The following is a 25,461-nucleotide window of genomic DNA, read 5'->3' on the forward strand; positions in this document are numbered from 1 at the left end:
CGTTCCGAAGGTTCCTGATTCAGTGCAGGGGCCGCAAAACCAGCGCGAAATCAGGGTTTTCGCCGTTCGTGAGCAGCCACAGGCTCCCGCCGGGTGCCCGGATGACGTCCCTGATCCTGCCGTACTCTCCTGTGAAATAGGCCACAGGAGTGCCGGCTTCCTCCGCCTGGAGCGGCACAGCCCAAAGCCGTTCGCCCCGGAGCGCACCCAGGTAGGCAATTCCGCCGGTTATCTCCAGCCCGCTGGGCGAGGAATCGCGCGTGGAGGGCCAGACGACTTTCGCGTCCTGGAACCCGGCGCGGTGCGGTGCCCCGGTGACTTCCGGCCAGCCGTAGTTGGCCCCCGGAAGGATCAGGTTGAGCTCATCATCCACATCCGGGCCGAACTCGCTGGCCCACAGCCTGCCTGTATCGTCCCACGCCAGGCCCTGCACATTTCGGTGGCCCAGGCTGTATACCGCGTTTCCGAACGGGTTGCCGGGCGCAGGGCTGCCGTCAGCGCGGAGTCGGAGGATCTTGCCGCCAAGGGCCGTGGGGTCCTGGGCCTGCTCGCGTCGCTGCGCGTCTCCGGTGCCCACGTAGAGGAAACCGTCCGGGCCGAACCGGATCCTTCCTCCGTTGTGGGTGCCGGCTTTTGGAATTCCGGAAAACACGGTTTGGGGGAGCCCCATTGACAGGGAACCGCCCGCGCCGGCATCGACGGTGAACCGGACCACCCGGTTGTCATCCTGCGTGGTCAGGTAGGCGTAGAGGTAGTGGTCGGCGTCGAACTGCGGGGACAGTGCAAGCCCCAGCAGGCCTCCCTCTCCTGCGGGTGCCACGCCAGGCACTTTCCCGAGGGTTGCGGCCCGGCCATCACGGACAGTTTTCAGGAGGGCGGTCCCGCGCTCGGAAATGACGGCGGTGCCGTCCGGGAGGAACACCGCTGCCCAGGGCGTGTCCAACTGCAGTTCCAACCGTTCCTGAACCACGGGCGCGGCAGGGACGGGACTTGTTGCGGCTGATTGCGTGGCCGGGGGAGCCGGGCTGGCGACGGCGGCTCCCGGGGTTGTCATGCCGGCCGCCGACTCCGTGCCCGGAGCGGGCGGCTGCGGTGCGCCCGTGCAGCCGGCCAGCACAAGGCACGCGGACAGACAGGAAAGGCCCGCCGCTATGCGGCAGGCCTTCACCCTCTCAGAGCCGTTTGCGCCGTGGAGCGCGGAAGCCCGCGGCCTCCGCATGCGCGGCAGATTCAAACCAGACTTCCGCCCGGGTCTGCTCATAGTCCGGATGTCCTTCTTCGTAGTACACCATCGCGGTAGCGTCGCCCTTGACCGTGTAGTCCGCCGGTCCACTTCCGTCGGGGCCCGGTGCGGCTGATCCTTCTCCGTAAGGCTCATCGGCAGCCAGGTGTCCGCCAGGTTCGACGGCCACTGTGCCCTGTGCCTGGGCGAAGTCCTGTCCCGGCCCGGAAGGCTGCTGGTGGTGGTCCGCCCCGTTTTCCACCAGCGCGGAGGACTGGGTCCGGTCCAGGGTTTCGGCCGTCCCGGCATCTTCCACGCCCTCCACGGCCGCCGTTTCTGCGCCGGGAAGCGTGGGGGCGTGTGCTGCCGTGTACTCGTTATGGTGGACCGGCCGGGCACCTGCCGCGGCCTGTCCGGACACCGCTTCAGTTCCGGCGCCCGGCTCCGACGGTTCGTGCTGCGCAGCGGCCGGTGCACCGGAAATTGACGATCCGGACCGGGAGCCCGCGTTGCCGGCTTCGGACCACTGGGTTTCCCATTCAGCCTGGTCTGCGGGTTGGTCCCCATCCCGGCGGTCAACGTGCGCTCCGGTGCCGGCCGAAGTGCCCGTCCGGGAAATGCCGGAGTCCTCCGGGGCGACAGAGCTGGATGTCACATCCTGGGTTGGGGCGGAAACCGGTGCCTCGGCCGCGGCCGAGGCGGAGGATTCCGCGGGTTCTTCCGCAGTAACGGGTGCGGCCGGCTCTGCGGCTTTGCCGAACCCGGCCGCTGTGGGGATGCCGGTGGTACCCGCAGCAGCGGCGGAGGCTGCAGCGCTGCCCCCTTCCAGGGCTCCGTCGGCACGGGGAGCGTCAGTCTTTGCGCCGGCTGCCGGGCCTCCTGGAGCGGTGGAGAACTTGTTGCGTCTGAGCAGCCACCACACGACGGCGACGATGACGACGATGAGGATGATCCAGAAAACAATGTCCATGGCAGGCCCTTCGATACAGGTGGATTGGTGTCCTTTCCCCGACGCTACGTGGGGTGGCCACTGCTGTCCAGAGATGCCGCGGGCATGGGGGAGGACCCGCTGGAAACAGGACGGGGAGGCATCCGCGCGCCATGAGGCAGCCGTAAACCCACTGATGGGGATGCCTGTCCAGTTATTTGGCGGGAATTTCAGGAGTTTCCGAACCTTGGGGCGCCGGAGGGTCGTTCCAGCCACCGATCGGGTCCTAGACTTTCCCCTATGACTGACGCCCAGACCACAGCCGGGAACAAACCGGACATCAAGCCCCGCAGCCGCGTCGTCACCGATGGCATCCATGCGGCCCCCGCCCGCGGCATGTTCCGGGCCGTTGGGATGGGTGATGACGACTTCGTGAAACCGCAGGTGGGCGTGGCCAGTTCCTGGAACGAGATCACCCCCTGCAACCTCTCGCTGAACCGGTTGGCCCAGGGCGCCAAGGAGGGTGTCCACGCGGGAGGCGGCTTCCCGATGCAGTTCGGCACCATATCGGTGTCTGACGGGATCTCCATGGGCCACGAGGGCATGCACTTCTCCCTGGTATCCCGCGAAGTCATCGCCGACTCCGTCGAGACCGTCATGCAGGCCGAGCGGATCGACGGCTCCGTCCTGCTGGCCGGCTGCGACAAGTCCTTGCCCGGCATGCTCATGGCAGCGGCGCGGCTTGACCTTGCAAGCGTGTTCCTCTACGCCGGGTCCATCATGCCCGGCTGGGTCAAGCTGGAGGACGGCTCGGAAAAGGAAGTCACCCTCATTGACGCTTTCGAAGCGGTGGGCGCCTGCGCGGCCGGCAAGATGAGCATGGAGGACCTCACCCGCATCGAAAAGGCCATCTGCCCCGGCGAAGGCGCCTGCGGCGGGATGTATACGGCCAACACCATGGCCTGCATCGGCGAGGCCCTGGGCATGTCCCTGCCCGGCTCGGCCGCCCCGCCCTCGGCAGACCGCCGTCGTGATGAATTTGCCCGCAAGTCCGGTGAGGCTGTGGTCAACCTGCTGCGCCTTGGCATCACCGCCCGGGACATCATGACCAGGAAGGCCTTCGAAAATGCCATCGCCGTCACCATGGCGTTCGGCGGCTCCACCAACGCCGTCCTCCACCTGCTGGCCATCGCGCGGGAAGCCGAGGTCGAACTGAGCCTCGACGACTTCAACCGCATCGGCGACAGGATCCCGCACCTGGGCGACCTCAAGCCCTTCGGCCGCTACGTCATGACCGACGTCGACAGGATCGGCGGCGTGCCCGTCATCATGAAGGCCCTGCTCGACGCCGGCCTGCTGCACGGCGACTGCCTCACCGTCACGGGCAAGACCGTCGCCGAAAACCTCGATGCGATCAACCCGCCGGACGTTGACGGCAAGATCCTGCGCGCCCTGGACAACCCGATCCATAAAACCGGCGGCATCACCATCCTGCACGGCTCCATTGCCCCGGAAGGCGCCGTGGTCAAGAGTGCAGGCTTCGACGCCGACGTCTTCGAGGGGACCGCCCGTGTTTTCGAACGGGAGCAGGGCGCCCTGGATGCCCTCGACAACGGCGGGATCAAGGCCGGCGACGTCGTCGTCATCCGCTACGAAGGTCCCAAGGGCGGGCCCGGCATGCGCGAAATGCTCGCCATCACCGGTGCCATCAAGGGCGCGGGACTCGGCAAGGACGTCCTGCTCCTAACCGACGGCCGCTTCTCCGGCGGCACCACCGGCCTGTGCATCGGCCACGTGGCACCGGAAGCGGTCGACGGCGGCCCCATCGCCTTCGTGCAGGACGGCGACAGGATCCGGGTGGACATCGCCGCGCGCACCTTTGACCTGCTGGTGGATGAGGCCGAGCTCGAGGCCCGCAAGGTGGGCTGGGAGCCGCTGCCGGCCAGGTACACCAAGGGTGTGCTCGCCAAGTACGCCAAGCTGGTCCACAGCGCCAGCCAGGGCGCCTGGACCGGCTGACTCGAGTTCCTGAGGTCTCCCGTGGGGAAGATCCCCGCCAGAGGCGGAAGGGCTTAATAAGGGTTGACCCGAGGGGCCCCCGGGCTGACGGCGTCCGCGCCGGAAGTTTGGGGTAGGGTCAATCCGTGGACAATGAAGTCCACATGGTGAGATGGGGTGGTCGCTCGTTGACACCCGTCTCGCCAAGAGGGAAAACTGAACGCATGACTTTCGTTACCGCCGGCATCGTCGTCGTCCTTACCAAGCGCGTGGCACATTAGCCCCTGGTAACGAAACAGTCACGCGCAAACCCCTCACCAAGCCGCCAGGCCGAGGGGTTTTTTTATTCCCACCGTTCCAAACCAGTTCCAAAACCAGAGAAGATCCACAAGGAAGAGTCCGATGAGCAAAGGATCGCCCATCAGCCCCTCGCTGATGGCCACCAAGTCCGCTGGAGCCTCCAAGGCTCCGGAACGCGCCGACCGGACGGCTGACCACGCCGCCGTCGTCGCCGACCTTGCTGCCGCCTCTCCTGTCCTTGGGCCGAACAACGTCGTACCCCCGACGGTGATGACCGGCTCGCAAGCAATCGTCCGCTCGCTCGAAGAACTCGGCGTCGACGACATTTTCGGTTTGCCTGGTGGCGCGATCCTGCCCACCTACGACCCCCTGATGGCCTCCACCATGAACCACGTGCTGGTCCGTCACGAACAGGGAGCCGGCCACGCCGCGCAAGGCTACGCCATGGTCACCGGGCGGGTTGGCGTCTGCATCGCCACCTCGGGCCCCGGGGCCACCAACCTCGTTACCGCCATCATGGATGCCCACATGGACTCCGTGCCCCTGGTGGCCATCACCGGCCAGGTTTCCAGCGGCGTGATCGGCACCGATGCCTTCCAGGAAGCCGACATCGTGGGTATCACGATGCCCATTACCAAGCATTCCTTCCTGGTAACAGACCCCAACGACATCCCGCACGTCATGGCAGAGGCCTTCCACCTGGCCTCCACCGGCCGCCCCGGTCCCGTGCTGGTGGACGTTGCCAAGGATGCCCAGGTGGGCCAGATGACTTTCTCCTGGCCCCCGAAAATCGACCTGCCGGGCTACCGGCCGGTGACCCGCGGCCACAACAAGCAGGTCCGCGAAGCGGCCAAACTCATTGCTGCCTCCACCAAGCCTGTCCTGTACGTGGGCGGCGGCGTGGTCAAGGCGCACGCCTCGGCCGAGCTGCTCGCCCTCGCCGAAGCCACCGGCGCGCCGGTGGTGACCACCCTGATGGCCAAGGGCGCGTTCCCGGACTCCCACCCGCAGCACGTCGGAATGCCCGGCATGCACGGCAGCGTTTCCGCCGTTACGGCCCTGCAGCAGTCCGACCTGCTCATCACGCTCGGCGCGCGCTTCGATGACCGCGTTACCGGCGTGCTGAAGACCTTCGCGCCCAACGCCAAGGTCATCCACGCCGACATCGATCCTGCGGAAATTTCCAAGAACCGCACCGCTGACGTTCCCATCGTTGGGTCCGTCAAGGAGATCATCCCGGAACTGACCGAGGCCGTGCGCAGCCAGTTCGAGGCTTCCGGAACCCCGGACCTCACCACCTGGTGGGCTTTCCTGAACAACCTCAAGGAAACCTACCCGCTGGGCTGGACGGAACCGGACGACGGATTGATCGCACCGCAGAAGGTTATTAAGCGGATCGGTGAGCTGACCGGCCCCGACGGAGTGTACGTGGCAGGCGTCGGCCAGCACCAGATGTGGGCCGCCCAGTTCATCAAGTACGAACGCCCGCACGCCTGGCTGAACTCGGGCGGCGCCGGCACCATGGGATACGCCGTCCCGGCGGCCATGGGCGCGAAGGTGGGCAACCCGGACCGCGTGGTCTGGGCCATCGACGGTGACGGCTGCTTCCAGATGACCAACCAGGAGCTGGCCACCTGCGCCATCAATAAAATCCCCATCAAGGTGGCTGTTATCAACAACTCCTCGCTGGGCATGGTGCGGCAGTGGCAGACCCTCTTCTACGAGGGCCGCTACTCCAACACCGACCTCAATACCGGCCATGACACGGTCCGCATCCCGGATTTCGTCAAGCTGGGGGAGGCCTATGGCTGCGCGTCGTTCCGGGTTGAACGGGAGGAAGACATCGATGCCACCATCCAGAAGGCCCTCGAAATCAACGACCGCCCCGTGGTCATCGACTTCGTGGTGAGCCCCAACTCCATGGTGTGGCCAATGGTGCCCGCCGGCGTGAGCAACGACCAGATCCAGGTTGCCCGCAACATGACCCCGGAATGGGAAGAGGAAGACTGAGCATGACCCGCCACACACTTTCCGTCCTGGTTGAGGACAAGCCCGGCGTCCTGACCCGCGTGGCCAGCCTCTTTGCCCGGCGCGCCTTCAACATCAACTCCCTGGCCGTTGGCCCCACCGAAGTGCCGGGCGTGTCCCGCATGACGGTGGTGGTCGACGCCGACGGCGACCTGATCGAACAGGTCACCAAGCAGCTCAACAAGCTGGTGAACGTCATCAAGATCGTTGAGCTCACCCCCGAATCTTCCGTACAGCGCGACCACATCCTGGTCAAGGTACGTGCGGATGCCGCAACACGCCTGCAGGTAACCCAGGCCGCAGACCTGTTCCGCGCCTCAGTGGTCGACGTATCCACCGACTCCGTCGTCATCGAGGCCACCGGCCATCCCGAAAAGCTCACAGCCCTGCTTTCAGTGCTGGAGCCCTTCGGCATCCGCGAAATTGTGCAGTCCGGCACCCTGGCCGTTGGACGGGGATCCCGCTCCATGAGTGACCGGGCGCTCCGCTCCGCCTAGGCATTGCCTCCAGGCGGGACCACGCGCCCGTAACCGCAGCACCGCAAGACCACTATCTACAACCACTCAAGAGGAGTTACGCAAGTGACTGAAATGTTTTACGACGATGACGCCGACCTGTCGATCATCCAGGGCCGCAAGGTTGCCATCGTTGGCTACGGTTCCCAGGGCCACGCCCACGCGCTCAACCTGCGCGATTCCGGCGTCGAGGTCGTCATCGCGCTGAAGGACGGCTCCAAGTCGACCGCCAAGGCCGAGGACGCCGGCTTCACGGTCAAGAACGTCGCCGACGCCGCCGAATGGGCCGACGTCATCATGATCCTGGCACCGGACCAGCACCAGCGCGCCATTTACAACGACTCCATCAAGGACAAGCTGACCCCCGGCAAGGCCCTGGCCTTCGCCCACGGCTTCAACATCCGCTTCGGCTACATCCAGGCTCCGGAGGGCGTCGACGTCATCCTGATCGCCCCGAAGGCTCCGGGCCACACCGTGCGCCGCGAGTTCGAAGCCGGCCGCGGCATCCCGGACATCATCGCCGTGGAGCAGGACGCATCCGGCAACGCCTGGGAGCTGGCCAAGTCGTACGCCAAGGCCATCGGCGGCACCCGCGCCGGCGTCATCAAGACCACCTTCACCGAAGAGACCGAAACGGACCTCTTCGGTGAGCAGGCCGTACTGTGCGGCGGTGTTTCCCAGCTGGTCCAGTACGGTTTCGAGACCCTCACCGAAGCCGGCTACCAGCCGCAGATCGCCTACTTCGAGGTACTGCACGAGCTCAAGCTCATCGTCGACCTCATGTGGGAAGGCGGCATCGCCAAGCAGCGCTGGAGCGTCTCCGACACGGCAGAATACGGCGACTACGTCTCCGGCCCGCGCGTCATCACCCCCGAGGTGAAGGAAAACATGAAGGCCGTCCTGGCCGACATCCAGTCCGGTGCGTTTGCCAAGCGCTTCATCGAGGACCAGGACAACGGCGCCGTCGAGTTCAAGGAACTGCGCGCCAAGGCCGAGCAGCACCCCATCGAGGCCGTTGGCCGCGAGCTGCGCTCCCTGTTCTCCTGGCAGCAGCAGGACGTGGACTACGTGGAAGGCTCCGCGGCCCGCTAAGGCTGCCGCGCCGCTTTTACCCAATGGTGAGGCCGGGTTCACACTTAACAATGTGAGCCCGGCCTTTCCGTCCGCCTAGACTTGTTTCCATCCCCAGGACTGCAACGCAGAGGATCAGCCGTGTCAAAACCCGTAGTACTGCTCGCCGAAGAACTTTCCCCCGCCACCGTCGAGGCCCTTGGCCCGGACTTTGAAATCCGACAGACCGACGGCGCAGACCGTTCCCAGCTGCTCTCGGCGATCAGCGACGTAGACGCCATCCTGGTCCGCTCCGCCACCCAGGTGGACGCCGAAGCGATCGCCGCGGCCAAGAACCTGAAGGTCATCGCGCGCGCCGGGGTGGGCCTGGACAATGTGGACATCAAGGCCGCAACCCAGGCAGGCGTGATGGTGGTCAACGCCCCCACGTCCAACATCGTGTCCGCCGCCGAACTCACCGTGGGCCACATCCTCAGCCTGGCCCGCCACATCCCGCAGGCCAGCGCCGCCCTCAAGGACGGCGAATGGAAGCGCTCCAAGTACACCGGCATCGAACTGTTCGAAAAGAAGATCGGCATCATCGGCCTGGGCCGCATCGGCGCCCTGGTGGCAGCCCGCCTCAAGGGCTTCGACACCAAGATCCTTGCCTACGATCCCTACATCACCTCCGCCCGTGCCGCGCAGCTCGGCGTGCAGCTGGTCACCCTGGACGAACTCCTGGCACAGTCCGACTTCATCACCATCCACATGCCCAAGACTCCCGAGACCGTGGGCATGCTGGGCGCGGACGCGTTCAAGAAGATGAAGTCGACCGCCTACGTGGTCAACGTCGCCCGTGGTGGCCTCGTTGATGAAGAAGCACTCTTCACGGCCCTGCAGGACGGCGAAATCGCCGGCGCCGGCGTGGACGTCTTCGCCAAGGAACCCAGCACCGACCTGCCGTTCTTCAAGCTCGACAACGTCGTGGTCACCCCCCACCTGGGCGCCTCCACGGACGAAGCACAGGAAAAGGCCGGCGTCTCCGTGGCCAAGTCCGTCCGCCTGGCCCTCGCCGGCGAGCTCGTGCCGGACGCCGTCAACGTCGCCGGCGGCGTCATCGCCCCCGACGTCCGCCCGGGCATCCCGCTGATCGAGAAGCTGGGCCGCATCTTCACCGCCCTGACCCACGCCTCCCTGACCCAGTTCGACGTCGAAGTTGCCGGCGAAATCTCCTCGCTCGACGTCAAGGTGCTTGAACTCGCCGCGCTGAAGGGCATCTTCGCCGATGTGGTGACCGAGCAGGTCTCCTACGTCAACGCACCCGTCATCGCCGAGCAGCGCGGCATCAATGTCCGCCTCATCACCACCCCCGACACTGAGTCGTACCGCAACGTCCTGACCCTGCGCGGCGCCCTCAGCGACGGCAGCCAGATCTCCGTGGCGGGCACCCTGACCGGCCCCAAGCAGATCGAGAAGCTGGTGGGCATCAACGGGTTCGAGGTGGAAATCCCCATCAGCGAGCACCTCGTGGTGGTTGCCTACACCGACCGGCCGGGCGTGATCGGAACCATCGGCCACATCCTGGGCATGAACAACATCAACATCGCCGGCATGCAGGTTGCGCGCTCCGATGAGGGCGGCAAGGTCCTCGCCCTGCTGACCATCGACAGCTCCGTTCCGCAGCAGGTGCTGGACGCCATCAAGGCAGGTATCGGCGCCGAGATGGTCCGGGAAGTGGACCTGGAAGACTAGCGCGACACACCGGCCGAAACGCCGTAGCCGCTCCTCCGCGGGGGTATGACCCGGCGGATCCACGTATGATTGGCCGGTCTGCTTACAATGGCTGGGTCCTTATTCAGGACCGTAGCCGGCAGGCCGGCCAATACCTTTTGCACATCCGTCCGTCATTGCCCACGCCTGCCCGGGGGACGGAAGTGCGCGCACGCAATCCAGGTTTCAGGGAGTTCCATGAACGCCGTCCAGAGGTTCATCAGAAGCAGGGTGCTGCTGTTGACCGCGGCCATCTTGATCGCAGCCATGTGCTTGTCGGTCGTCGTCCAAAGCCAGTCACAGGCTGCGCTCAACCGGACGGTCGATGAAAACTCGAGGGGGCTCTACGACATCCTGGTCCAGGCCAAGGCGCCCTCCGGGGCGCTGCTGCAGCCCGAAATCGCCAACGGCGCGGGCGGCATCGGCTTCGACCAGCTGGACTCCATCCGGAAGCTGTCCGGCACGTCCGTGGCTGCCCCCATCAGCCTGGTCTCGCGCGTCACCCAGAACCTGGAGACGCCCCGCCTCGACGCCATGGATTACCTGGGCTACAACGCCGGACTGGCCGGCACCGCCACGGCGGACCAGGCCGCCGGCGCCACCGCCCCGGACAAGTGGCCGGCAGCGGAGTCCGTCCTGACCGATGCCGCCAAGAAGTACCGCCTCACCGCCAGCGCCGTGAGCTCCGACGGGAACTCCGAGCAAACCCTGTTCAAGACCACGGCCGAGGGCACGCTGGGCAAGGCGAAGCTCGTCGAGGAGAAGGCCGCCGGCGGCAGCAGCATCCGCATCGCCGCGCCGGCAGGGGAGACGGGCATCAAGTTCCCTGCGCCCGCCGGCGGGTCCGAGCACAACCTCTTCAACCTCTCCGTGGCACTCCCGATGGCCCCCGAGGTCACCGAATCCGTCGTGGCCGTGGACCCTGCCGCCGAGCGGGCGCTCCTCGGTTCCGCCGGCGACTTCCTGGCTCCGCTGGAGAAGGCGCCGCCGGCTGATGCCCGCGACGCCGGCGCCGTGGGCCGCTACCTGGAAGGCCTCTTCACGAGCGGCATCAGCATGGACCAGCTCAAGGAAGGCCCCGACTTCCTGGGCGTTAAGCTCAAGTACTGGGCGCCCCTGATGACCCAGTACCAGCAGGCCAAGCGCAACGGCCAGCTGACCACCGGTTCGCAGGCGGTACCGCTGATCGTGCGCTCCGGCACCTCGCTGGACCTGAAGTACAACGTCAAGATCGAGGAAATTGACGACGCCGGCAAGGTCGTCAAGGACGTCGGCACCGTCTCGAAATCCCTGGGCAAGGATTACCTGCCGTTTGTTTCCAAGGACCCCTTCGTGTTGTCCTGGCCGGGTTCGACCGACCACTCCTCGCTGCTGGGCGCCACCGGCAACTTCAACCCGGGCCTGTACACTCCGGCCAAGTGGAGCACCAATTTCGCCGGCGCCCCCAAGTACACAGACGGAGACACCGCGTCCAACGGTGCCGTGGACAAGACGGCAGTTCCCGGGGATTGGGTCACCGTCAACCGACTTCCCGACAAGGCGTCCAACGGCGCGCCGGTCGACCAGACCCAGCGCAATCCGGTTGACGAGCGGTCCTACCGCGACAACCTGCCCACCGGCCAGCAGCAGTCTGCGCAGCCGCTGCCCATGGTCTACGGTACGTTCGACCCCGCCGCGGTGGAGGCCGCCTCCGGCGACGTCAACAAGCTGCCGCTGGGCGGCTACGATCCCACCCCGTTTACCCTGACGAAGGACGCCTCCGGCAAGGACGTTCCAGCCGCGGAGCTGAAGCCGTCGCTCAGCGCCACCGGACTGGCCAGCCAGTCCGCCGGTGCCATCACGGACTTCTACGGACTCGCCGCCGCGCGCGGCTACAAGCAGAACGCCGCCGTCATCGATGCCGTCCGCGTCCGCGCCGAGGCGCCGGGCAGCTGGAAGGACGCCCAGCCTGAGGTGGAGAAGCTCGCCGCGCAGATCCGGGACATGGGCCTTGACGCCACCGTGGTGGCGGGTTCCGCCCGTGAGGACACCAGCATCTTCGTTCCCGGCTACTCCAAGGACGGCGCCGGAAAGGAATCGGCTCTCGGCACGGTCCAGCAGTCCTGGGTCCGCCAGAATGCCGCGGAGGCCGTGGCGGGGGCACTTTCGGGAACCAACATCACCCTCCTGTTCCTGACGCTGTGCGGGGCGGCACTCCTCACCGGCGCCTCGACTGTGAGCTACATCCGTAAACGCCGCAGTGAGGCCGGAACCCTGCGGGCCATGGGCTGGACCCAGCGCCGGATCCGAAGCTGGGTACTCGAGGAATTCGGCGTCGGGGCCGTGCTGCTTGCCGCCGCGGGCATCGTGCTGAGCCTGCTGAGCTGGAGTCTGGCCACCGCACTGGTGTGCGCCGCCGTCCTGGTGCTCTACTGTGCTGCAGCGCTGTTCGCCGCCCGGCAGCTGCGCCACCGCGACGTGATCGACCAGGAACCGCAGCACGACGAACGCCTCATCCCCGTCGATTCGCCGCTCACCTTCGCCAACCGGCAGCTGAGCACCAACAAGTTCAACACCTTGTCGCTCGCCGTCGCGGTCGGTGTCTTCGGCGCGGCAGTGGGCGGCCTGATTGCCCTCCTGATCGACATTCCCCGCGCCGCCGGTGCCAGCGCATTGAGCGGCCTGGCCGCCGCCAGCGTGACGCTCCCAAGCATCCTGCTGGCACTGTCCGGCGTGGCAGTGGGGCTGGTCCTGACCCTGGTGACGGGCCGGTTCGAGCTCAACGCCAAACGCCAGTACCTGGGCATCCTCCAGGCCATGGGCTGGAACCCGGACATGCTCCGCCAGGTGCGGTTGTTCGAGAACGCACTGGTGGGAACCGTGGCCCTGCCGCTGGGCGTGCTGGGCGCCCTGGGCATCGGCCTGCTGCTGGCCCCCTATGCAGCCATCTGGGCTGCCGTGGCCGGGCTGGTGGCTGTAATTTGCTGGATACCGATTGCAACGAAAGTGGTCCAATGACAAACCCGACGAACGTCCAGCGGAGCCGCAGGAGCGGCTCCAACGAGGTCCCCCTGCAGACCCGGGCCAACACCATCGTCAAGTCGGCTGACCACGCCACCCCGCTGGAGATGCGCGACATCACCATCCGCTACGGCGGCGGAAAGGGCGGCGCCGAGGCCGTGAGCGTGGTGGAAGGTTTCGACCTGACCCTGCACGCCGGTGAGATGCACTGCGTCGCCGGCCGAAGCGGCTCCGGCAAGACCAGCATCCTGACCGTCGGGGCGGGACTTACCCTGCCGACGTCGGGCCGGGTGTTCTGGGAAGGTGATTCGCTCGAAAGCATGGGCGACGACGAAATCGCCGACCGCCGTCGTGCCCTGATCGGTTACGTCGACCAGGGCGGTGCCCTGATCGACGGCATGAGCGCCCTGGAGAACGTCCTCCTGCCTGCCGTTCCCGACGGCGAGGTGGACCAGCGCCGCGACATGGCCAAGGACCTGCTGGACCTGGTGGGCCTGGGCCGCCGCATGCGGCACCGTCCCGCACAGCTCTCCGGCGGTGAGCGGCAGCGCGTGGCCATTGCCCGGGCCCTGATCCTCGGCACCCGGGTCCTGGTGGTGGATGAGCCCACCGCTTCCCTGGACCGTGCCTCCGCCAACCGCATCATCAGCATCCTGAAGGACACCACCTCCGACGGCATCGCCGTCCTGGTGGCCTCGCACGACCACGAGCTGGTCCGCCTGAGCGATACCCTGACAGAACTGATCTAGTCCGCCCACCCCGCACCGAAGGTAACCGTCCGCACCGTGACTGCTCCAGAGAAAACGCCGTTCTACATCACCACGGCCATCACCTACCCCAACGGCGTACCGCACATCGGGCACGCCTACGAGTACATTGCCACCGACGCCATGGCGCGCTTCAAGCGGCTGGACGGCTATGACGTGATGTTCCTGACCGGCACCGACGAGCACGGCATGAAAATTGCCCAGACCGCGGAGAAGGAAGGCATCACGCCCAAGGAACTGGTGGACCGGAACGCAGAGGTCTACAAGGCTGCGCATTCCGACCTGGGCATCAGCTACGACCGCTTCATCCGCACCACCGACGAAGACCACTACGCGGCCTCGCAGGCCATCTGGAAGAAGATGGAAGCCAACGGCGACATCTACCTCGACAAGTACGAGGGCTGGTACTCCGTCCGGGACGAGGCCTTCTACGCCGAGGATGAGACGGTGGTGAAGGACGACGGCGTGCGCTACTCGAAAGAGACGGACACCGAAGTGACGTGGACGGCGGAGGAGAGCTACTTCTTCCGGCTCTCCGCCTACCAGGACAAGCTGCTGGCACTGTATGAATCCCACCCGGAGTTCGGTGCACCCCAGTACCGGTTCAACGAGGTCATCAGCTTCGTCAAGCGCGGCCTGGAGGACCTGTCCATCAGCCGCACCACGTTCGACTGGGGCGTTCCCGTGCCCGGCAACGACAAGCACGTCATGTATGTCTGGGTGGATGCGCTGACCAACTACCTCACCGGCGTCGGCTACCCGGATGTGGACTCGGAGAAGTTCCGGAAGTACTGGCCCGCCGACGTCCACATCATCGGCAAGGACATCTCCCGGTTCCACGCCATCTACTGGCCCGCCTTCCTGATGAGTGCCGGGCTGGAACTGCCCAAGCGCGTGATGATCCACGGCTTCCTGCACAACAACGGGGTCAAGATGTCCAAGTCCCTGGGCAACGTGGTGGCGCCGGCGGACTTCGTGGCCCGCTACGGCCTGGACCAGGTGCGGTTCTTCTTCCTGCGCGAGGTCCCGTTCGGCGCCGACGGCAGCTACAACCACGAGGCCATCGTGGGCCGGATGAACGCGGACCTCGCGAACAACTTCGGCAACCTGGCCCAGCGGTCCCTGTCCATGGTGGCGAAGAACTGTGACGCCGCGGTACCCACCCCCGGGGAGTTCACGGCTGCAGACCAGGCCATCCTTGACCAGGCCAACGGCCTGCTGGACGCCGCCCGCGCCGCCTTCGACAAGCAGGAGTTCAGCCGGGCCCTGGAGGCCATCTGGGGCGTGCTGCACCACACCAACGCCTACTTCGCCGAGCAGGCGCCCTGGGTGCTGCGGAAGACCGACGTCGAGCGCATGAACACCGTGCTCTACGTGACGCTGGAGGTCCTGCGGATCGTGGCCATCCTGGCGCAGCCGGTCATGCCCGGCGCATCCGCCAAGCTGCTGGACGCGCTGGGCCAGGCCGACGGCGGGTCCAGGCAGTTCGCGGCAATCGCCACCCCCATCGTGCCCGGCACCGCACTGCCCGCCCCCGCCCCCGTCTTCCCGAAGTTCGAGGAACCTGCCGAAGCCTGAGGTTTCGGCGCGCGCAGAGGGGCAGGTGCCGCGGGTTTCCGCGGCACCTGCCCCTTTTCCGTTCCGGGAGCCTTGGGCGCCGAGGCCGCTAGGCGGCGGCGATCCCCTGGACGGGTGACAGCCGTGCCGCCCGCCGGGCAGGAATGACCGACGCGAGCAGGCCGGCGACGACGGCCACCGCCAGCACGCCCAGCAGTTGCAGCCAGGGGACGGAAGGCGTGACCTCGGCCAGGCTGCCGAGGGCAGACCTGGCGCCCAGCCACCCGTACAGGGTTCCCAGCGCAGCGCCGAGAAGCGCCGCGACGCCGGCCACCAGGGCCGCTTCAAGGGCAAGCATCCCCCGCAACTGGCCTTTGGTAAGGCCCAGCGCCCGGAGCAGGGAGTTCTCCCTGGTCCGTTCGAGCACGGACAGCGACAGGGTGTTTGCCACCCCGATCAGCGCGATCAGCACCGCCACCCCCAGCAGGCCGGTCACCACCAGGAGCAGTACGTCGATGACTTCATTGAAGGTGACGCGTTCTATGGCGGCACCACTGACGGCTCCGACAGACACGCCTGCTGCCCCGGCAACAGCGGACTGGATGTCCCTGATCCGGTCCGCGGACAGCGGCCCGTTGGCCGGAGCGTCCGCAAGGCGCAGCCAGATGGCGCTTGCCGCCGGTCCGGTGACATCGGTTCCTGCGGTGTCTGCTGAGGAAACTCCCCGCAGCGGGCCAAACCGGCGGGCGGTGTCGGTGGACACCAGGGCCGGGATGTTGCGGGTCCGCAGCACCACGGCTTCCAAAGTGACCGTTCCGGCAGTGCCGTTGACCTCAACGGAGCCGGCCGGGGAGCCTTCCGGCAGGTAGATCCTGCCCGGCTCCAGGGTGATCGTAGTGTCACGGAGCAACTGGCCGGCCTCCGCCGCGTCAAGGGCGTAGACGGGACCTTCCATGTCCCCGGCGCGCATGATGCCTGCTGCCGGCAGCAGGGCTGCAGCTGCGACGCCGTCCACCCGTGCTGCTGCATCACGCCCAGCGTCTGTCAGTGCATCCCCGGTAAGGGCCATATCCACGGGGTAAGTCCCGGCGAGGGCGTCGTCAAATGCCTGGCGGGCCGTGGCGGCCCCGGTCATCATCAGGGACACGAGCGTGACGCCGATCAGCAGGGCGGCAGCAGTGACGGAGGTCCGGGCCGGGTTGCGGACGGCATTGAGCGCTGCCAGCTTCCCGGGTACACCTGCAGGGGCAGCCAGCCGTCCCGAGAGGCCCACCAGTTGGGGCACGAACAGGGTGGCGCAGAGCAGGACTCCGACGAACGACAGCACGCCGCCGGCAAAAGCCACCACCAGCATCACTGCCGCGGCGCCGAACGCCAGCAGCGGGACGCCGAGGGCCAGGGCGCCAAGGCCCAGGACCAGCCGCACGCGGCCGCGCCGGTTCCCGATTCCGGCATCGTCAGCCGGCCGGAGTGCAGCAAGCGGAGCCACGGCCGTGGCCGCCTTCGCCGGAACCAAGGCGGCGCCCACGGTCAGCAAAGTACCCACTGCCAGCCCCGCGATGACGGACGACGGCGGGACGGCCATGGTGGCGAAGGCCATGTCCGGCTGCGTCCCGGCCCAGCCGATCAGGGCTGCCATCAGGCCAACCGCGGCGAGCACGCCCGCCGCGGACGACACCAGGCCCACCACCAGGGCTTCGGCCAGGACCGAGCTGCGCACCTGGCTCCGGCCCGCGCCCAGGCACCTGAGCAGCGCCAGTTCCCTGGTGCGCTGCGCCACCAGCACCGCGAAGGTGTTGGACACCACCAGGCCGGAGACCAGCAGGGCCACGCCCGCGAAAGCCAGCAGGATGATTGTCAGTTCGTCCTGGCCTCCGGTCATCATCGCCACCTGGGCGGTAACCTGCTCGTCCGCGGTTTTGACCTGGGCGCCGGTGCCGGAGACCGCAAGGGCTGCCAGTACGTTCCGGCCGGCTTCGGCGGCGTCCGCACCCGGGGCCAGGGCGAGCTGGATGCTCCCGTATCCGGCGGCATCGCCCGTCCCGGCTCCCGGGCCCGGTGTCCCCGCTGCCAGTGCGCTGACGGCCGGTGTCCCCGCGAGGACCTGGGGGAGGGCAGAGGCGAAGGGGTCGTTGCTGCCGCGCAGGATCCCGGTGACGGTCATCGCCACCGTTACGGCGCCGTCCGGCCCCCTGAGGAGCAGTGGGTCGCCGACCTGCAGCCCGTAGCGGGCGGCCGTGGCCCCGTCCACGGCGACGCCGTCAGCACGTTCCGGAAGGACGCCGTCGGTCACGGCGGCGGTTTCCAGGGCCGCAGGCGCAAGGTTCCGGGCCTGGGCGGACACCTCCTGGCCGCCGGCGGTGAACTCCGCGTAGGCCTGCAGCCGGCCGTAGGCCTCCGTCACGCCAGGCACGGCACGGACCGCTGCCAGGGCGGCATCATCGAAGGTCCCCGTGTCCGGGAGCGCGACGAGGCCTGCCTTGCTGTAGGCCTCGCCGAGGCTGGCGCCCAGCGACGCCCGGGTGCTGGCCCCAACCATCAGGGTGGTGGACAGGAAGGCCACTGACAGCATCACTGCCAGGCCGACGGCAATGAACCGGCGGCTGTGGGACTGGAATTGCGAGAGGGCAACGCGCAGCATGCTCAGCCTCCCAGCTTGCCGAGGGCAGCGAGGACGGACCCGGCTGTGGGCTCGGCGATCTCGCCTACCAGGCCGCCGTCACTCATCAGGACCACCCGGTCGGCGTAGCTGGCCGCCACCGGATCGTGGGTGACCATGATGATCGTCTGGCCCATTTCCCGGCTGCTGCGGCGCAGCAGTGCCAGGACCTCGCCACCAGCCGTTGAATCAAGGTTGCCGGTGGGTTCATCCCCGAACACGACGTCGGGCCGGGTCAGCAGGGCCCGGGCCACGGCCACCCGCTGCTGCTGGCCGCCGGAAAGCTCGTGCGGCCGGTGCCGGAGCCTGTCCCTGAGGCCAAGCGTGGCAACCACCGTGTCGAACCAGGCGGCATCGGTGGCCTTGCTTGCCAGTGCCAGCGGCAGGGTGATGTTTTGTTCAGCGGTCAGGGTGGGCACGAGGTTGAAGGCCTGGAAGACGAAACCGATCCGGTCGCGGCGAAGCGTGGTGAGCTGCTTGTCATTCAAGGCCGTGATGTCCGTCCCACCCACCAGGATCTGGCCGGAGTCGGCGGTATCCAGGCCGGCGAGGCAGTGCATCAGGGTCGACTTGCCTGAGCCGGAGGGTCCCATGATGGCGGTGAAGCGGCCTGCGTCGAAGTTGACGCTGACCTCGCGCAGGGCGCTGACCCGGGTAGCGCCGCGGCCGTAGTTCCTGGTGAGGGACAGCGCCTGGACGGCGGGGGAGGAAGCGGCGTTTCCCCTGTTCAAAGCAGGGTGGGCATGCATGGAAGTTGTCATGGTTCCACGCTATGGCGGGCCACCGTGCCGGGGGATCGCCCGGTGGTCTGGTCCTGCCGGCGGCAGGCTCATACCCAGGTCTGACCTTGGTGCTGCGGGAACTACCCTCCAGGGGTGACCACGCCGGTCTCGTAGGCGATCACGACAGCCTGGACCCGGTCCCGCGCCCCCAGTTTGGCCAGGATATGCCCCACGTGGGTTTTGACGGTCGCTTCGGAGACGAACAGGCCTGCCGCGATCTCAGGATTGGAACGCCCGTGTGCCATGAGGGTGAACACTTCGCGCTCGCGGGCCGTGAGCCGTGCGACGGCCGCGTAGTCTTCGGGGCGTTCGTTGCCCTGGGCGCGCAGCAGCGGCGCGACGTGGTCCAGGAGCCGGCGGGTGGTGGAGGGCGCGATGACGGCGTCGCCGCGGTGCACCGTCCGGATGGCGTCCAGCAGTTCCTCCGGCGGAGCGTCCTTGAGCAGGAAGCCGCTGGCTCCGGCCTGGATGGCAGCCAGCGCATACTCGTCCAGGTCGAACGTTGTCAGGACGACAACGCGAAGGTCAGCCCTGGCGGACCCGGCAGGAGCGGCAGCAGCGCGTTCCATGAGCTGGCGGGTGGCTTCAATGCCATCCATCCCCGGCATGCGCACATCCATCAGGACAACGTCGGCGGCTGCCGCGCCGAGGGCTTGGAGTGCTTCGAGGCCGTTGCCCGCCTCGGCCACGACGTCAAGGTCCGGCTGGGAATTGATCAGCATGCCCAATCCCGAGCGCACGAGTTGCTGGTCATCGACCAGCGCCACCCGGATCGGGGACGCAGCGTCGCGTTCTACTGTCAAAGTCATGCTCAAGCCTCTGTGTAGGGGAGGAAGGCCGAAACCTGAAAGCCCCCGCCAGCGGCCGGGCGGGCCACCAAGGAACCATCGTAAAGGTTGATGCGCTCCCGCATGCCCCGCAGCCCGTTACCTCCGTCGTCCCCGGCACTTGCCGCGGGATCGGCAGATGCGCCCCGGCCGTCGTCGTGCACGTCGATCTGGAGCCCCCGCTGCTGCCACCGGACCGAAACCCGGGCCCGGGCCAGCGGGCCTGCATGTTTGAGGACGTTGGTCAGGGATTCCTGGAGGACCCGGTACGCCGTGAGTTCGGCGCCCGCCGGCAGGGTGCGCCGCGGCGATCCCAGCTGTTCGATGTCCAGCGGCAGTCCGGCCGCGCGGAACCCCTGGAACAGGTCATCAAGGTCCGCAAGCCCGGGCAATGGGCGGGTGGTGGATTCATCGCCGTGCCGCAACACGCCCAGCAAACGGCGCATTTCCGCCAGCGATGTCCGTGCCGTGGCAGCGACGGTGGCCAGCGTTTTCGTGGCCACGGCCGGGTTGGCCGCCGCGGCGTACCGTGCACCGTCGGACTGGGTGATGATTACGGACAGGGAATGCGCCACGATGTCGTGCATTTCACGGGCGATGTGGGCGCGTTCATCGGCGGCGGCCAGCGAGCGTTCCTGCTGTTGTTCGATTTCGAGCCGGCGGGCACGGTCCGCGAGGGTCTGCAGTTGCTGGCGGCGGACGCGTGTCAGGTCCCCCAGGGTCCAGCTGAACAGGACCAGCATCCAGATCAAGACTGTGTACACGGCGCTGATGGTGAGGCCCAGCACGCCGGTCTGGGCTGTGCTGCTGAGGTTTCGACTGGTCAGCAGGACCCCGCCCAGCAAGCCCAGGACCAGGACCGACCGGCTGGCCCAGACAGGACCATAGGCGGCAACGGCATAGATGATCAGCGGAACAGCCACCAATCCCGCCAGGGGCTCCAGCCCGGTTGCCCACAACGCCAGGGATGCCAGTAAAGTGGCGCCGGCTGCAGGCACCGGCCTGGTGCGCCGCCATGCCAGCGGCACCACCAGGGCGCTGGACAGCACGAAGTGCCAGGGGCGGTCTGCCATGAGGTATACCGGGCCGCAGAAAAGCAGGAGCGCCAGCATGAAGACCAGGTCCACCCGAAAAGTGTTAACCCGGAGCCAGTGATAAACCTTGTGCCGTAATTCCACCCCGGAACTCTATGCTGTTGCGGTGGCGGGTGCCTCATACCTGGGGCTGATCTCGCTCCGCCTGCTGCGTTCCACCGGCGACTCCGGACAAGGTGTCCGAAATGTGGGACGGTTTGCCCACCATATGGATGACTTGGCTACCCTGAAAATATGAGCAAATCCTCCATCGATCTTGCAGTTATTCCCGGCGACGGCATCGGCCCCGAAGTCATCGCCGAGGCCCTCAAAGTCCTGGAAAAGGCTGTGGCGGCGGAGGGCGTGGAGCTCCAGCCGACCCACTACGAACTCGGCGCCGAGCACTGGCTTGCCACGGGCGAGACCCTGCCGGACGGGGTCCTCGCAGACCTTAGGACACGCGATGCCATCCTCTTCGGCGCGGTGGGTGCCGCCCCCGGCGATACCCGCATTCCGTCCGGCATCATCGAGCGCGAACTGCTCCTCAAGCTCCGGTTCAGCCTGGACCACTACGTCAACCTGCGGCCTTCCCGGCTCTACGGAACCGTCGGCAGCCCCTTGGCCAACCCCGGCACCATCGACTTCATCGTGGTCCGCGAAGGAACCGAAGGGCCGTACGTGGGCAACGGCGGCACGCTCCGGGCGGGCACCCCGCATGAGGTAGCCACGGAAGTTTCCTTGAACACCGCCCACGGCGTGGAGCGCGTGGTCCGCGACGCGTTCCGCCGTGCCAGCCTGCGGGAACGCAAGCACGTCACCCTGGTGCACAAGCACAACGTCCTGGTCTTCGCAGGGCACCTGTGGAAGCGCACCGTCGAAGCCGTGGCCCAGGAATTCCCTGAGGTCACCCACGACTACCTCCACGTGGATGCCGCCACCATCTTCATGGTCACGGACCCGTCCCGCTTCGACGTCATCGTCACCGACAACCTGTTCGGCGACATCATCACCGACCTCGCTGCCGCCATCACCGGCGGCATCGGCCTGGCGGCCTCCGGCAACATCAACATGGACCGGACTGCGCCGTCCATGTTCGAGCCGGTCCACGGTTCGGCGCCGGACATCGCCGGCCAGGGCAAGGCCGACCCCACCGCCGCCATCCTCTCCGCGGCACTCCTGCTGGACCACTTGGGGTACGCAGAAGCCGCACGCCGGATCGAAGCCGCTGTGGTTGCGGACGTCGAAAAGCGCGATGGCACGGCCCGCAGCACCAGCGCCGTCGGCGACGCCATCGCCGCGGGACTCTAGCCCACGCCGGGGGCCCCGGCTTCGGGCGTAAGCTTGACTCGAATCACCAAATGCCGCCTCGCCGTTCAGCGCTGAACCCCGGGGCGGCCGATCGTGGAGGAACCATGACTCAGACCGCCCATGGCGTCGAATTCACCCGGCGGCCCTCGGAGAACCCGAAGTCCGCCGAAGAGCGTGCAGCCATCCTGGCAAACCCGGGATTCGGCAACTACTTCACCGACCACACCGCCATCGTCGACTACAGCGTGGACGCGGACGGCAACGGCGGCTGGCACGATGCCCGGATCGAACCGTACGGCCCGATCGTCCTCGACCCTTCGGCTGCCGTATTCCACTACGGCCAGGAGATCTTCGAAGGACTCAAGGCCTACCGGCACGCCGACGGCTCCGTCTGGACCTTCCGCCCCGAGGCCAACGCGGCGCGGCTGAACAAGTCTGCCCGCCGCCTTGCCCTGCCCGAACTGCCGGCCGAATACTTCCTTGGCGCCATCCGTGAACTGGTTGCCGTGGACAAGGAATGGGTGCCCTCCGGTGACGGCGAAGCCCTGTACCTGCGGCCCTTCATGATCGCCACCGAGGCCTTCCTGGGGGTCCGGGCCGCCCGTGAAGTGTCCTTCCGGGTGATCGCCTCGCCGGCCGGCAACTACTTCGGCGGCGAGCTCAAGCCCGTCTCCATCTGGATCTCGCGCCAATACGCCCGTGCAGGCCGCGGCGGCACCGGCGACGCCAAGTGCGGCGGCAACTACGCGGCCTCGCTGATCGCCCAGCAGGAGGCGGAGGCCAACGGCTGCAAGCAGGTGCTGTTCCTGGACCAGGCCAACGACAACGCCGTGGAAGAGCTGGGCGGCATGAATGTGTTCTTCGTCATGAAGGACGGCTCCCTGGCCACGCCCGCCCTCACCGGCACCATCCTCGAAGGCGTTACCCGGATGTCAGTGATCCAGGTGGCCAAGGACATGGGCCGCGAGGTGGCTGAGCGGAAGATCACCCTGGACGAATGGCGCGACGGCGTGGCCTCCGGGGACATCACCGAGGTCTTCGCCTGCGGCACGGCCGCGGTGATCACCCCCATCGGGGTCCTGAAGGACGCCACCGAGTTCATCGGTTCCGAGGACGCCAGGGCCGGCGAGGTCACCATGGCCATCCGCGGAAAGCTCCTGGGCATCCAGACCGGCGCAGAGCCGGATACCCACGGCTGGCTCACCCGGCTGGCCTAGTTTCAAGCTTCAACGCACGACGGCGCCTGCCGGACTTTGGTCCGGCAGGCGCCGTTTCGTGTTCCTGCCGGCGGCAGGATGTCAGCGGCGCGCGGCTTTCCGCGCAGCGTTCTTCATGGCTTTGCGGGACACGGGCTTGAGTGCCTTCCGGGCCGCCTCTTCCGCCAAGGCCCTGTTGCGCCGGGCGTCGATGAGGTCGTTCCAGAGCGTGGTGGCGAAGACGCCGCCGTCCTGGGCGTAGACGTCGTAGGGGTAGCCGGCGTACACGGAGGGAGTGGTGCCGCCGTTAAACAGGTCCTTCCCGTTGGCATTGGCGACGGCGTCGCCAATGGCCCAGGTCCGGGTCAGGTGGCTGGTGAGGTTCTCCTGCACGAACACACTGGCATCGCTGGACCGGGAAGCCTCTTCCAGCAGCGTCTCCAGATCCGCCGCCAGCAGCGCCGAGCCGGCCTGGTCCGCGGGAGCGGAGGCATCGGCCAGTTCCGCGGCGACGCTGCTGACGGCATCGGTCCAGTCCCGGGTTTCCCGGAACTTCTTCCACGTGGGGAACCAGATGATGCTGCCCGTGGCGTGGTTATGGATGTGCAGCAGCCCCGTGGCCTTTTCGGTGGCCGAATGGTCGTGGCCGTCGGCGTCCGCCTGGGCGAGAAGGTCTGTCAGTGATGCTGTGCTCATGGGTGGCGTCCGGCTTCCTGCTGGAGATCGTGGTGCTGTCCTTGGTGCCAACCCGAAGCTCGTGCCGTTCTATTCCGCTGCCGGGGATGTGAGGGACTGGGGAGGACCAGCCGTTGATGCAAGGATGGGTCAGTGACTTTCCATCCCGGCCCGGTCCTGCAGCGGAGCAGCGCGCTTACGCAATTCTTCCTCGCCCCCAATCCGGGCCCCATGAGTTTGGACGGCACCAACTCCTATGTCCTGAGGGGGACGCAAGGCGCCTCCGCCGTCGTGGTGGTTGACCCAGGACCCGACGATGAACCGCACCTGCAGGCACTGGCCGGTGCCGGCGTCGTCGAACTGATCCTGGTGACCCACCGGCATGCGGACCACACCGCGGGGTCCGCGCGCCTGCACGGGCTCACCGGCGCACCAGTCCGCGCAATGGATGCCAACCACTGCCATGGCGGGGGAGAACCCCTGGCGTCCGGGGAAGTTATCCGGGCGGCAGGGCTGGAGATATTGGTGGCAGCCACGCCGGGCCACACCTCCGACTCCGCCTGTTTCCACCTGCCGGCGGACGGGCAGCACGGGTCGGTGCTCACGGGGGACACCATCCTTGGCCGGGGGACCACCGTGCTGGATTATCCGGACGGGACGCTGGGCGATTACCTCGCCTCCCTGGACCTGCTGGAGTCCTTGGGGCCTGCCACGGTACTTCCTGCGCACGGCCCGGTGCTGGCGTCCCTGGAGTCTGCGGCCCGCGGCTATCGGGCGCACCGGGAGGAGCGGCTGGCGCAGATCCGTGCCGTGCTTGACCGGCTGGGCCGGGACGCGTCCATAGGGGAGGTGGCTGACGCCGTCTATGCCGACGTCGGCCCTTCCGTCCGGCGTGCGGCCGAACTGTCCGTGGCAGCGCAGCTTTCCTACCTGCGCGGCGGCGGAAGCGAAGGGCGGCCCGCCCTGCGGGGACGGTAGGGTAGGAGCCATGCGTATTGCCAGGTTTGTCGTCGATTCCGATCCCCTGTACGGCGTTGTGGAAGGTGAGCCAGGCAGTGAGGAAATCACTGTCATCCACGGCGACCCCTTCTTCAACGGTGTGGAGCGCACGTCCGTGCGCCACAAGCTGGAGGACGTCCGGCTGCTTGCACCCATCATTCCGCGCAGCAAGGTGATCGGCGTGGGCCGGAACTTCGTGGAGCACGCCCATGAGCTCGGCAATGAGGTACCTGCCCAGCCGTTGCTGTTCCTGAAGCCGAACACCGCAGTCGTTGGTCCCAATGATCCCGTAGTGCTGCCGGAGTTCTCCGAGGAAGTCTCCTTCGAAGCTGAGCTGTGCGTGGTGATCGGCCGCATCTGCAAGGATGTGCCGGAAGACCGCGTGGACGACGTCATCTTCGGCTACACCTGCGGCAACGACCTCACTGCCCGTGACGTGCAGAAAACCGACCTGCAGTGGACCCGCGCCAAGGGCTTCGACACCTCCGCCCCGCTGGGTCCCTGGATCGAGACCGACCTGGACACCGAGGACCTGCAGATCCAGGGCCGGCTCAACGGCGAGGTGCGCCAGGACGGCAGCACCAGCCAGATGATCCGTGGCGTGCGGGAACTGGTCTCCGTAGTGTCGCAGGCCTTCACCCTGCTGCCCGGCGACGTGATCATGACCGGCACGCCGGCCGGCGTGGGGCTGGTCAAGGAGGGCGACCGCTTCGAGGTGGAAATCGAGGGCATCGGCCGGCTGTCCAACCCGATCGTCCGCCGCTAGCACCCTGCCCGAGGGCGGAAATCCGGGCCCGGCGGGGCGGG

General features: G+C 67.2%; 19 protein-coding genes. 12 read left to right on the forward strand and 7 right to left on the reverse strand.

Going from position 1 to position 25,461, the window contains the following annotated elements:
- Positions 1-19: 19 nt before the first annotated feature.
- On the reverse strand, positions 20-1,054 hold the full coding sequence (locus NIBR502771_RS12935; protein WP_246839663.1) for a sorbosone dehydrogenase family protein: 1,035 nt from the start codon (positions 1,052-1,054) through the stop codon (positions 20-22).
- A gap of 118 nt (positions 1,055-1,172) precedes the next feature.
- Entirely contained in the window at positions 1,173-2,192 is a 1,020-nt protein-coding gene (locus tag NIBR502771_RS12940) for a hypothetical protein (RefSeq protein WP_141160107.1), read from the reverse strand.
- Between the two features lie 258 nt (positions 2,193-2,450).
- On the opposite strand from NIBR502771_RS12940, the gene ilvD reads away from it, so the two are divergent.
- The 8 genes from ilvD (at position 2,451) to metG (ending at position 15,156) form a co-directional block, all read left to right on the forward strand.
- Positions 2,451-4,169, forward strand: a complete 1,719-nt coding sequence (gene ilvD / locus NIBR502771_RS12945) for a dihydroxy-acid dehydratase (protein WP_141160108.1) — start codon at positions 2,451-2,453, stop codon at positions 4,167-4,169.
- Between the two features lie 381 nt (positions 4,170-4,550).
- On the forward strand, positions 4,551-6,458 hold the full coding sequence (locus NIBR502771_RS12950) for an acetolactate synthase large subunit (RefSeq protein ID WP_141160109.1): 1,908 nt from the start codon (positions 4,551-4,553) through the stop codon (positions 6,456-6,458).
- 2 nt (positions 6,459-6,460) lie between these two features.
- A complete protein-coding gene (gene ilvN, locus NIBR502771_RS12955) occupies positions 6,461-6,973 on the forward strand; it encodes an acetolactate synthase small subunit (protein ID WP_141160110.1) in 513 nt (170 codons plus the stop codon).
- An 84-nt stretch (positions 6,974-7,057) separates the two neighbouring features.
- The gene (gene ilvC, locus NIBR502771_RS12960) at positions 7,058-8,083 is read left to right on the forward strand and encodes a ketol-acid reductoisomerase (protein ID WP_141160111.1); all 1,026 of its coding nucleotides are present in this window, start codon (positions 7,058-7,060) and stop codon (positions 8,081-8,083) included.
- A 120-nt stretch (positions 8,084-8,203) separates the two neighbouring features.
- Complete coding sequence (serA, locus tag NIBR502771_RS12965; protein WP_141160112.1) at positions 8,204-9,793, forward strand: phosphoglycerate dehydrogenase; 1,590 nt, start codon at positions 8,204-8,206, stop codon at positions 9,791-9,793.
- Positions 9,794-10,009: 216 nt separating this feature from the next.
- Positions 10,010-12,808 carry an ABC transporter permease gene (locus NIBR502771_RS12970; protein ID WP_141160113.1) on the forward strand — a complete coding sequence of 933 codons (2,799 nt, stop codon included), beginning with the start codon at positions 10,010-10,012 and terminating at the stop codon, positions 12,806-12,808.
- Complete coding sequence (locus tag NIBR502771_RS12975) at positions 12,805-13,560, forward strand: ABC transporter ATP-binding protein (RefSeq protein ID WP_141160114.1); 756 nt, start codon at positions 12,805-12,807, stop codon at positions 13,558-13,560. The genes NIBR502771_RS12970 and NIBR502771_RS12975 overlap by 4 nt, the downstream gene beginning before the upstream one ends.
- 36 nt (positions 13,561-13,596) lie before the next feature.
- Positions 13,597-15,156: a methionine--tRNA ligase gene (gene metG, locus NIBR502771_RS12980; protein ID WP_141160115.1), complete on the forward strand. Its 1,560-nt coding sequence runs from the start codon at positions 13,597-13,599 to the stop codon at positions 15,154-15,156.
- 88 nt (positions 15,157-15,244) lie between these two features.
- On the opposite strand, the gene NIBR502771_RS12985 is transcribed toward metG, so the two are convergent.
- The 4 genes from NIBR502771_RS12985 to NIBR502771_RS13000 form a co-directional block, all read right to left on the reverse strand.
- A complete protein-coding gene (locus NIBR502771_RS12985) occupies positions 15,245-17,776 on the reverse strand; it encodes an FtsX-like permease family protein (protein WP_141160116.1) in 2,532 nt (843 codons plus the stop codon).
- Positions 17,777-17,778: 2 nt separating this feature from the next.
- Entirely contained in the window at positions 17,779-18,555 is a 777-nt protein-coding gene (locus NIBR502771_RS12990; protein ID WP_141160117.1) for an ABC transporter ATP-binding protein, read from the reverse strand.
- 101 nt (positions 18,556-18,656) lie between these two features.
- Positions 18,657-19,385 (reverse strand): response regulator transcription factor, encoded by a 729-nt coding sequence (locus NIBR502771_RS12995; RefSeq protein WP_210411216.1) that lies wholly within the window; start codon positions 19,383-19,385, stop codon positions 18,657-18,659.
- 2 nt (positions 19,386-19,387) lie between these two features.
- Positions 19,388-20,581, reverse strand: a complete 1,194-nt coding sequence (locus tag NIBR502771_RS13000; protein WP_141160118.1) for a sensor histidine kinase — start codon at positions 20,579-20,581, stop codon at positions 19,388-19,390.
- A 150-nt stretch (positions 20,582-20,731) separates the two neighbouring features.
- On the opposite strand from NIBR502771_RS13000, the gene NIBR502771_RS13005 reads away from it, so the two are divergent.
- Together NIBR502771_RS13005 and NIBR502771_RS13010 are read left to right on the forward strand one after the other, a co-directional pair.
- Positions 20,732-21,784 carry a 3-isopropylmalate dehydrogenase gene (locus tag NIBR502771_RS13005; protein WP_141160119.1) on the forward strand — a complete coding sequence of 351 codons (1,053 nt, stop codon included), beginning with the start codon at positions 20,732-20,734 and terminating at the stop codon, positions 21,782-21,784.
- Positions 21,785-21,888: 104 nt separating this feature from the next.
- On the forward strand, positions 21,889-23,001 hold the full coding sequence (locus NIBR502771_RS13010) for a branched-chain amino acid aminotransferase (RefSeq protein ID WP_141160120.1): 1,113 nt from the start codon (positions 21,889-21,891) through the stop codon (positions 22,999-23,001).
- Positions 23,002-23,082: 81 nt separating this feature from the next.
- Here the strand turns inward: NIBR502771_RS13010 and NIBR502771_RS13015 are convergent, their stop codons facing one another.
- Positions 23,083-23,676, reverse strand: a complete 594-nt coding sequence (locus NIBR502771_RS13015; protein WP_141160121.1) for a hypothetical protein — start codon at positions 23,674-23,676, stop codon at positions 23,083-23,085.
- A 132-nt stretch (positions 23,677-23,808) separates the two neighbouring features.
- Between NIBR502771_RS13015 and NIBR502771_RS13020 the strand changes: the two genes are divergently transcribed.
- Both NIBR502771_RS13020 and NIBR502771_RS13025 read left to right on the forward strand, forming a co-directional pair.
- On the forward strand, positions 23,809-24,633 hold the full coding sequence (locus tag NIBR502771_RS13020; RefSeq protein WP_141160122.1) for an MBL fold metallo-hydrolase: 825 nt from the start codon (positions 23,809-23,811) through the stop codon (positions 24,631-24,633).
- A gap of 10 nt (positions 24,634-24,643) precedes the next feature.
- Positions 24,644-25,420 (forward strand): fumarylacetoacetate hydrolase family protein, encoded by a 777-nt coding sequence (locus NIBR502771_RS13025; protein WP_056335278.1) that lies wholly within the window; start codon positions 24,644-24,646, stop codon positions 25,418-25,420.
- The last annotated feature ends 41 nt before the right edge of the window (positions 25,421-25,461 follow it).

It is taken from the genome of Pseudarthrobacter sp. NIBRBAC000502771, assembly GCF_006517215.1.
Classification (GTDB): Bacteria; Actinomycetota; Actinomycetes; order Actinomycetales; family Micrococcaceae; genus Arthrobacter; species Arthrobacter niigatensis.